General features: G+C 60.6%; 6 protein-coding genes. 4 read left to right on the forward strand and 2 right to left on the reverse strand.

Annotated elements, in window-relative coordinates; translation table 11 throughout:
- Positions 1 to 123: 123 nt before the first annotated feature.
- Both prpC and prpB read right to left on the reverse strand, forming a co-directional pair.
- The gene (gene prpC / locus NCR39_RS22920; RefSeq protein ID WP_250454357.1) at positions 124 to 1,290 is read right to left on the reverse strand and encodes a bifunctional 2-methylcitrate synthase/citrate synthase; all 1,167 of its coding nucleotides are present in this window, start codon (positions 1,288 to 1,290) and stop codon (positions 124 to 126) included.
- A 21-nt stretch (positions 1,291 to 1,311) separates the two neighbouring features.
- The gene (prpB, locus tag NCR39_RS22925; RefSeq protein ID WP_250454358.1) at positions 1,312 to 2,208 is read right to left on the reverse strand and encodes a methylisocitrate lyase; all 897 of its coding nucleotides are present in this window, start codon (positions 2,206 to 2,208) and stop codon (positions 1,312 to 1,314) included.
- A gap of 195 nt (positions 2,209 to 2,403) precedes the next feature.
- Here prpB and prpR point away from each other — a divergent pair, with 195 nt between their 5' ends.
- The 4 genes from prpR to NCR39_RS22945 all read left to right on the forward strand — a co-directional run bounded on the left by prpR (position 2,404) and on the right by NCR39_RS22945 (position 7,765).
- On the forward strand, positions 2,404 to 4,350 hold the full coding sequence (prpR, locus tag NCR39_RS22930; RefSeq protein ID WP_250454359.1) for a propionate catabolism operon regulatory protein PrpR: 1,947 nt from the start codon (positions 2,404 to 2,406) through the stop codon (positions 4,348 to 4,350).
- 517 nt (positions 4,351 to 4,867) lie between these two features.
- The gene (locus NCR39_RS22935; protein WP_250454360.1) at positions 4,868 to 5,650 is read left to right on the forward strand and encodes a hypothetical protein; all 783 of its coding nucleotides are present in this window, start codon (positions 4,868 to 4,870) and stop codon (positions 5,648 to 5,650) included.
- A 115-nt stretch (positions 5,651 to 5,765) separates the two neighbouring features.
- Complete coding sequence (locus tag NCR39_RS22940) at positions 5,766 to 6,752, forward strand: hypothetical protein (protein ID WP_250454361.1); 987 nt, start codon at positions 5,766 to 5,768, stop codon at positions 6,750 to 6,752.
- Positions 6,749 to 7,765, forward strand: a complete 1,017-nt coding sequence (locus tag NCR39_RS22945; RefSeq protein WP_250454362.1) for a hypothetical protein — start codon at positions 6,749 to 6,751, stop codon at positions 7,763 to 7,765. The genes NCR39_RS22940 and NCR39_RS22945 overlap by 4 nt, the downstream gene beginning before the upstream one ends.
- Positions 7,766 to 8,453: the final 688 nt, after the last annotated feature.

Genomic DNA, 8,453 nt, shown 5'->3' on the forward strand with positions numbered 1-8,453 from the left:
ATGCTCAAAGGTATCGTGGGGCGAAAAGCCTTGCTTCATCGAACGGCCCCGCCGCCTGACGCGGCGGCGAGGAGTGACTTCGCGCGCGTCCGGCTTCTCGCGCGAAGATGCAACATGCGCCTCTTACGTGCGCTCGGCAAGCGGAACGAACGGAAGATTCTCCGGACCGGTGTAGTTCGCGCTCGGCCGGATGATCTTGTTGTCGATCCGCTGCTCGATGATATGCGCACTCCAGCCCGAGGTGCGCGAGATCACGAACAGCGGCGTGAACATCGCCGTGGGCACGCCCATCATGTGATACGACACGGCGCTGAACCAGTCCAGGTTCGGGAACATCTTCTTCGCGTCCCACATCACCGATTCGAGCCGCTCGGCGATGTCGAAGAGCTTCGTGTCGCCGGCTTCCTTCGAGAGCGTCTTCGCGACTTCCTTGATGACCTTGTTGCGCGGGTCCGAGATCGTATAGACCGGATGGCCGAAGCCGATCACCACTTCCTTGTTTTCGACGCGGCGCTTGATGTCGCCTTCCGCTTCGTCGGCGTTCCGATAGCGCGACTGAATCTCGAACGCGACTTCGTTGGCGCCGCCGTGCTTCGGGCCGCGCAGCGCGCCGATCGCGCCGGTGATCGACGAGTACATGTCCGAACCCGTGCCCGCGATCACGCGGCTCGTGAAGGTCGATGCGTTGAACTCGTGCTCGGCGTAGAGGTTGAGCGAGACGTGCATCGCATCGACCCAGGCTTTCGACGGTTCGACGCCGTGCAGCAGATGCAGGAAGTGCCCGCCGATGGAATCGTCGTCGGTTTCCACTTCGATGCGGCGGCCGTTATGCGAATAGTGGTACCAGTAAAGCAGCATCGAGCCGAGCGAAGCCATCAGCCTGTCGGCAATGTCCTTCGCGCCGGGAATGTTGTGATCGTCCTTCTCGGGCAGGATGGTGCCGAGCACGGAGACGCCGGTGCGCATCACGTCCATCGGATGCGCGGAAGCCGGAATCCATTCCAGCGCGGCCTTGAGGTTCGCGGGCAGGCCGCGCAGCGCTTTCAGCTTGGTCTTGTAGGCCGCGAGTTCGGCGGCGCCCGGCAACTTGCCGTGCACGAGCAGATACGCGATTTCCTCGAATTCGCTCGTGGTGGCGAGATCGAGAATGTCGTAGCCGCGATAGTGCAGGTCGTTGCCGGTGCGTCCGACCGTGCACAAGGCCGTGTTGCCGGCGGTCACGCCTGAAAGCGCAACCGACTTCTTCGGCTTGAAGCCGCTCGTTGCGGTGCTGTTGTCTGCTTCGCTCATCGTTCGTCTCCTGAATGCGGGTTATTTCTGTGCCGAAAACAACTGGTCCAGCTTGTCTTCGTATGCGTGATAGCCGAGATATTTGTACAGATCCGCGCGCGTCTGCATGGTTTCGACGGCGGCTTTCTGCGTGCCGTCGCGCCGCACGGTCTCGTAGAAATTCAGCGCCGCCGCGTTCATCGCGCGATACGCGCCGCAGCAGTACAGCGCGATATCGACATTGGCGTCCTTCAGTTCGTCGACCGTGAAGAAGGGCGTCGAGCCGAATTCGGTCAGGTTCGCGAGAATCGGCACGCCGACCGCCGCCTTGAAGCGCCGATAGTCGTCGAGCGTTTTCATCGCTTCGGGGAAGATCATATCCGCGCCGGCTTCGACGTACGCGACGGCCCGTTCGATCGCGGCATCGATGCCTTCCGCGGCGGCCGCGTCGGTGCGCGCCATGATAACGAACGAGTCGTCGGTGCGCGCATCGACAGCCGCTTTCACGCGATCGACCATCTCGCCCTTCGACACGACTTCCTTGCCCGGACGATGCCCGCAGCGCTTCTGGCCCACCTGGTCTTCGATATGCACGGCCGCCACGCCCGCCTTGATGAACGAGCGGACGGTGCGCGCGATGTTGAACGCGCCGCCCCAGCCGGTATCGATATCGACCATGAGCGGCAATGACGACGCATCCGTGATGCGGCGCGCGTCGGTCAGCACGTCTTCCATCGTGCTGATGCCGAGGTCCGGCATGCCGAGCGAGTTGGCGGCCACGCCGCCGCCCGACAGATACAGCGCCTTGAAGCCGACCGCTTCGGCCATCTTCGCCGCATACGCCGTGATGGCGCCCACGACCTGCAAGGGGGATTCGTCGCGCACGGCCGCGCGAAAACGCGCGCCGGCGGTGTGTCCGAGTGGGGTAGGTGTGTTCACGTTTGAGGTCTCCGCAAGAAGGCGCCACTTCCTGCAATATCCTTGCCATCCGCGATTCGGTGCGTAAGTCATTGATTTGGAAAGAGGCGCGTGACTGCGCCCGGCATTCGTCGATTTCACATATGAAATAGCGGTTTCGAACTGGGAATTGCCGCGTTAAGCTGCGGGTTCCCTTCGGCGCATCGTTTAGAAAACATGAAAGCAGACACCGCATCGCGTCCGCGCATCTGGGCGGTCGGCATCAGCCGGCTGCGCGACCTGTTCATGGATGTCGGCGCCGAGTACGCCGACCGCGCGGATCTCGACGTGATCGCGCTCGGCTACGAGGACGCCGTGGCGCGCATCGAATCCGAAACCGGCGAGCGGCCCGACGTCGTGGTCGGCGGCGGATCGAACGGCGCTTATCTGAAGTCGCGCGTGTCGGTGCCGGTCGTCATCATCAGCCCGACGGGTTTCGACGTGATGCAGGCGCTCGCGAAGGCGCGGCGCGACGATGCGCGCATGGCGCTCGTCACGCACGGCGACACGCCGCCGGAGATTCGCCGCTTCCTCGCCGCGTACGCCATCGACGTCGCTTGCGAGTCGTATCGATCGGCGCAGGACGCCGAAAACCTCGTGCTCGATTTGCGCGACCGCGGCATCGATACGGTCGTGGGGCCGGGTCTCGTGACCGATCTGGCCGCGCGTGCCGGCATGCAGTCGGTGTTCCTTTACTCGCGCACGTCCGTTGCATCGGCGTTCGAGACCGCGCTGGAAGTCGCGCAGGCGATGCGCCGCGAAGTCGGGCGGCGCACGCGGCTCGACAACCTCCTGCAGCATCTGCGCGACGGCGTGGTCGCGGTCGATGCCGACGGGCGCATCGAAGCGATCAATCGCCGATTGCTGACGGCGCTCGGTCTGACCGATGCCGCGCGCGTCGTCGGCCACACGCTGCTCGATGTCGCGCCTGCGCTCGATGGCCTGCTGCCTGCGGAAGGTGAGGACGTGGTGGGCCGCGTGCACGGCGTCAGCTACGCGATCCATCGTGGTCCGCTGGGCGGAGAGGGCGCATCGGGCGGCACCATCTTCACGTTTCAGGAATCGCGCGCGGTCGAGCGGCTGGACCGGACGCTGCGCTCGCGGCAGGGCGCGCAGGAATTCGTCGCGCGCTACCAGCTCGAATCGATCGTCGGCGATTCGGAGGCCATGCGTCGCGTGAAGGCGCAGGTGCGCAAATACGCGACGTCCGATGCCACGGTCCTGATTCTTGGCGAAAGCGGCACCGGCAAGGAGATGGTCGCGCAGAGCATGCATCAGATGAGTCGCCGCAAGGACTTTCCGTTCGTCGCGATCAACTGCGGCGCGTTTTCGGAAGCCTTGCTGGAAAGCGAACTGTTCGGCTACGAGGAGGGCGCGTTCACGGGCGCGCGCCGGGGCGGCAAGGCGGGGCTGATCGAGGCGGCGCATCGCGGCACGCTGTTTCTCGATGAAATCGGCGAGATGCCGTCGTCGCTGCAAAGCCGGCTGCTGCGCGTGTTGCAGGAACGGGAAGTGGTGCGGCTCGGATCGACGGAGCCGACGCGCGTGGATATCCGCGTGATTGCGGCGACGCATCGCACGCTCGCGGACGGCGTGCAGGACGGGTCGTTCCGGGCCGACCTGTTTTATCGGATCAACATTCTCAGCATTGCGCTGCCGCCTTTGCGTGCGCGTCCCGGCGATATCCTGCCGCTGGCGGCGGAACTGCTCGCGCAGGCCGCGAGCCGCGACAAAGCGCTCGCGCAGCGGCTTGCGAATCGCGATGCGGTGCGTAAGGTGCTGGCGCCGCTCGAAGCCGCGCTGAGCGCGTATCGGTGGCCGGGGAACGTGCGCGAATTGCAGAACGTCATCGAGCGCGTTGCCGTGGAGATCGCGCATATGCCGGCCAGGAACGGGCGTGAATCGAAACTGACGCTGGCGGACTTCGAGGCGATCGCGCCGGAAGTGTTCGGCGCGGCGCATGACGCGGGTGGGAATCCGAGTTTGCGTCAGTTGAGCCGTTCGGCGGAAGCGGATCAGGTGCGCGCGACGCTGAACGAATTCGGAGGGGATCGCGATGCGGCCTGCAAGGCGTTGGGGATCAGTAAGACGACGCTATGGCGGAAGTTGAACGCGAGGCGGTGATGGGCGCGGGGCGCGGGGCGCGTGTAAGTGACATACGCAAATTATCGTTCGGCATGCGTATCAATCAAAGCGCATTGACAAACGTTGGAGGGCAAGCATCAGCGGCGTCATGCCCGACAGTCTGGCGTGCATAGTTGTCGAGCACATCGATGTCTCTCGTGTATTGATCGGCCTGAAGAAGAAAGCAATGGGTGCGGCGAGACGTGGCTGCTCTGTGTGTGATCCGGCACAGCATCCCTGCGATCGGTAGAAATTGGCAAAAACTGAGTCTTCCGTGTTTCGGTGACGACGCAGTGCGTGTGTCGTCATCAGAACGTCGCCTACTCCACGCGCGATGGTCGTGAATGCCGGTCATACGGGCGATAACGCATTGAAGACCACGGCTACCTCGCGGCACCGATCAGGCAAAGATCAAATTCTGTCAATTCGCATGACCATGCATATTTTTCGCCTACCCTCGCAGGCTTAACCGACCGACAGACTTAGAACACTTTATTTTGCATTTATGATTTCGGACTTGCTGGAATATTCCCCGTTCTCCATTCTCGGCATTGGCATTCATATCGTCATTGCACTCTGCTTTGCCGTTCACGCGGTTCGATCAAGACAAGACACATATTGGCTATACATCCTGTTCGCCTTTCCGCTGATGGGGAGCCTTGTGTACTTCTTCTCAATCTATCTGCCGGAGTTGCGCTTTTCACGTTCCGCTAAGGTGGCGGGTCAAACCGCTGTCCGGGTCCTTGACCCAAACCGGGGTCTGCGAGAGGCTCATAGAGGTTTCGACCGCGCGCCTACCGTTGAAAACCGTATGCGCTTGGGCAACGCTCTACTCGAAAGTGGGGGGGCGGAAAATGTGCAGAAAGCGAGAGAACATTTCGAGTATGCGGCACAAGGGCCGTTCGCAACGGAACCCGCCTTGCTGTTCGGACTCGCGCGCGCACAATTTGCCGAAGAGCTTTATGAAAACGCTCGCGTGACGCTAACGAAGATGTTCGAAGCACATGCCCAGTCCCGGTCGGAAGCGCGCCCGGCATTGCTGTATGCGCAAACCTTGGCCGCCTTGAATCATCGTGAAACACGTGCTGCGTTCGAGCAAGCCGTAAGACACTGCGATGATGCGTCCGCGCGATGCCGCTTTGCGGAATGGCTGATGAGCCAAAACGGCACGGGCGACCGTGAACGCGCACGCGAACTCTTTGCCGAGATTCTGCACGATTCGAAGCACTGGACACGTTTTGCCCGCGCTCACAATCGTGAATGGCTCAAACGTGCCAAGTTAGGTCTCGCTCAGCGTTAAAGCGATTCGCTTGTCTCAAACCTCACGTTTGCAGTGGCAAGAGCTATAACGCGTCCCTATCCAAAACCTTTTCTACTGGCACGCTCGATCTGCGCAGCCTCCAAGAAAGTAATCGATGAAGAAAGCTGAATCCGAATTGATGGCGTGCGAAAGCGCCGATTGGTGCCACCGCGGCCTCATTAGCGCAGCGTTGTCGGCGCAACTGGGGCACCGCTATGACCGCGAGGGCTCGGCGCTTTCAGGCCTGATCACCTGGCTGGGTCTTGCCGCGATCTTCCTGCTCGGCATGGCGGTCCTCTCCGTTATTGGTCTAAGCACGGCATCCGCCGGCGTAAATGGCGTGCTTCTCGCTGCCGTTGCGTGGGGACTCTGGTATTGCGGTATAAGGATGATCTCCGACCCGGCGCAGCGGCATCCCGTTACAGGAAGTGCACTGGTTACGATCGGGCTCGCTGCGGCCTACGGTGCCATGACGCTGCTGACTCTGGCTCGCAGCGACGACCTTGGCGCCGACCGAATGTTTTCCCTGTTGATCGTGACCGCCGCGCTTAGCATGGCAACGGCATATGTCTACCATCTGCGCTGGCCACTGATTCTCTCACTGCTTTGCCTGTTTCACGGCCTTGGCGCCTGGCACGAATATGCGGGCGACGGCGCGTACGCGGCTGCCATCCAGGATCCGCCGACCATGGCTCTCACCGGCGCCATGTGCGCTGCATTGGGCCTATGGCATCAGCATGCGGAAGAAGGCATGCTAGCGCGCTATGCCGGATTCGGCAGGCTCTATGTCATCTTCGGACTGCTTTACTGCAACTGTTCGTTGTGGTTTTTGACCCTGGACTTCTATAGCGAGGCACATGCTCTGGGCTGGATATTGTGCTTCTCTGCGGCATGCGTCGCGCAAATCGTGCTTGGCGCACGCTTTAGAGATGGAAAACTGACCGGCTTCGGCATCGTTTTCTTGAGCATCGATCTGTACACGCGCTTTTTCGAGCATTTTTGGGGGCGACTGTCCATGGGCCTGTTTCTATTGATTGCGGGCCTGGCGGGCGTGGTGCTTGGCTGGTGTTTCGAACGACGCGCGGAAGTGGTGACGCAATGAACCGAAACAAAGTAGTACGTGCTGAGCTCGATCAACTCATGCGTGAAAGCTTGTTGGACAATGCGACGCATTGCCGACTGTCCGCGCTATATCCGTTAGGCCACTGGGACTGGCGTTCGCTGGGCCGCTGGTTCCTGATCTTTGGCGCGGTCGCCGCAGCCGCGGGTGCGGTGATCTCGCTGCGTGATGTGTTCGTTCCCAGTCTATGGCATCTGGCCGTATTGTTAGCGCTCGTCACAGGCGGAATGTTCATCACAGGTTGGAGGCTGCGAAAGCGATCGTGGCCATGGAGTTGCCGAACTGCGGAACTGCTGGGTGGTTTCGCGTTGATCGGCCTGAGCTTCGTGCTCGGCATGATTTATTCCACCGGCTCCGGCAACTGGCCCGCGCTATTGCTGATCGATCTCGTCATGCTCCTCGTTCTGAGCTATGCGCTGAACAATATTCTGTTGCTGACGCTTTCCGCAGTGGTGTTCTTTTCCTGGTTCGGCGGAGTGACTGGCTACAGTTCGGGCTGGAACGCGTATTGGTTCGGCATGAACTATCCACTGCGGTTCCTCGTTGCGTCGACCTTCATTGCCCTCGTGGGACTACTGCATCTCAAGGCCGAACTTGGGCCGCTAGCGGCCTACCGAAGTTTCAGCAAGGTGTGGATTTCTTTTGGCCTGTTTCTGACCGAGATGGCGCTGTGGCTGCTGTCGATTTTCGGCAATTTCGCCGAAATCGACGGCCCCTTGCACGAAGCCGGTGCAGGCGAACTCGCGATCTTCAATCTGGCCTGGGCCGCGCTGAATCTCGGCCTTGTTCTCGCTGGCATCCGACAGAGCTACCGGATGCTCAGGGGGTATGGCGTGACGTTCTTCATCATTCAAGCGTACACCTTGTTCTTCACTCGGATTAGCGAGCATCTGGGCTGGCTCGCCAGCTTAATGATTGCTGGTGGTTCGGCGTTGGGCCTGGCTCTATGGCTGGAAAAGCAGCGCCGCGAGCGGCGGGAGGACGTCCCAAGCTAGTCGGGCGTGGCTTCGGTAGGGCGTAACCTTGAAAGGCCGCCTTAAACCATGGCCCTGTATGATTCCGGGCCTATAGAAAATCAGGAAATGAATAAATACCTCGTTACTTTGCCTATCCTGGGCACCGTGTCCGTCTTCGGTATAGCCGAATCTCCGAGTGGCGACGGTTGGCGCACTCGGTGGGGCAGACGGAAAAGGGCTCGGTTGTCCATTTGAGATGTTTTGAAACCGTCGCCGGACGACAACAACGGGCCCCAAGCGGCCTTTGAGGAAGAGCCAAACGAAAGGGAAGTGTCCCGACAAGGCTCTCTCCAGCTTCGTCAAAACAGTTGACCATCGGCGTGATGGAGGCAGCCTACGCCTTCGTTGCCTCTTCCACATCGCCGGCAGGAGGTTGAACGAATCTCGTTGATGTGTCGTTTTGGATCGATCACCTAAACCCTTCTGACCCAATGCTGATCGAGTTGCTCGGAGCGAAGCGCGGTTGGCTCACCCGTATGTGATAGACGAGATGTGAGGCGCAGGCGAAGACCGACTGCATAACGCGCCTCATTGAGGTTTGTTTCTGTTTTACATAATGCAAATTATCGATTAATTGATTTGTAGCGGCTATATCCTAATGTCGTGTTCTGGCTATTTACAGATGTCGGGTTTTGACTCGGTGGCAAGCTGGCAGCGGATCGTTCAG

This window comes from Caballeronia sp. ATUFL_M2_KS44 (assembly GCF_023630965.1).
In the GTDB taxonomy this organism is placed as follows: domain Bacteria; phylum Pseudomonadota; class Gammaproteobacteria; order Burkholderiales; family Burkholderiaceae; genus Caballeronia; species Caballeronia concitans.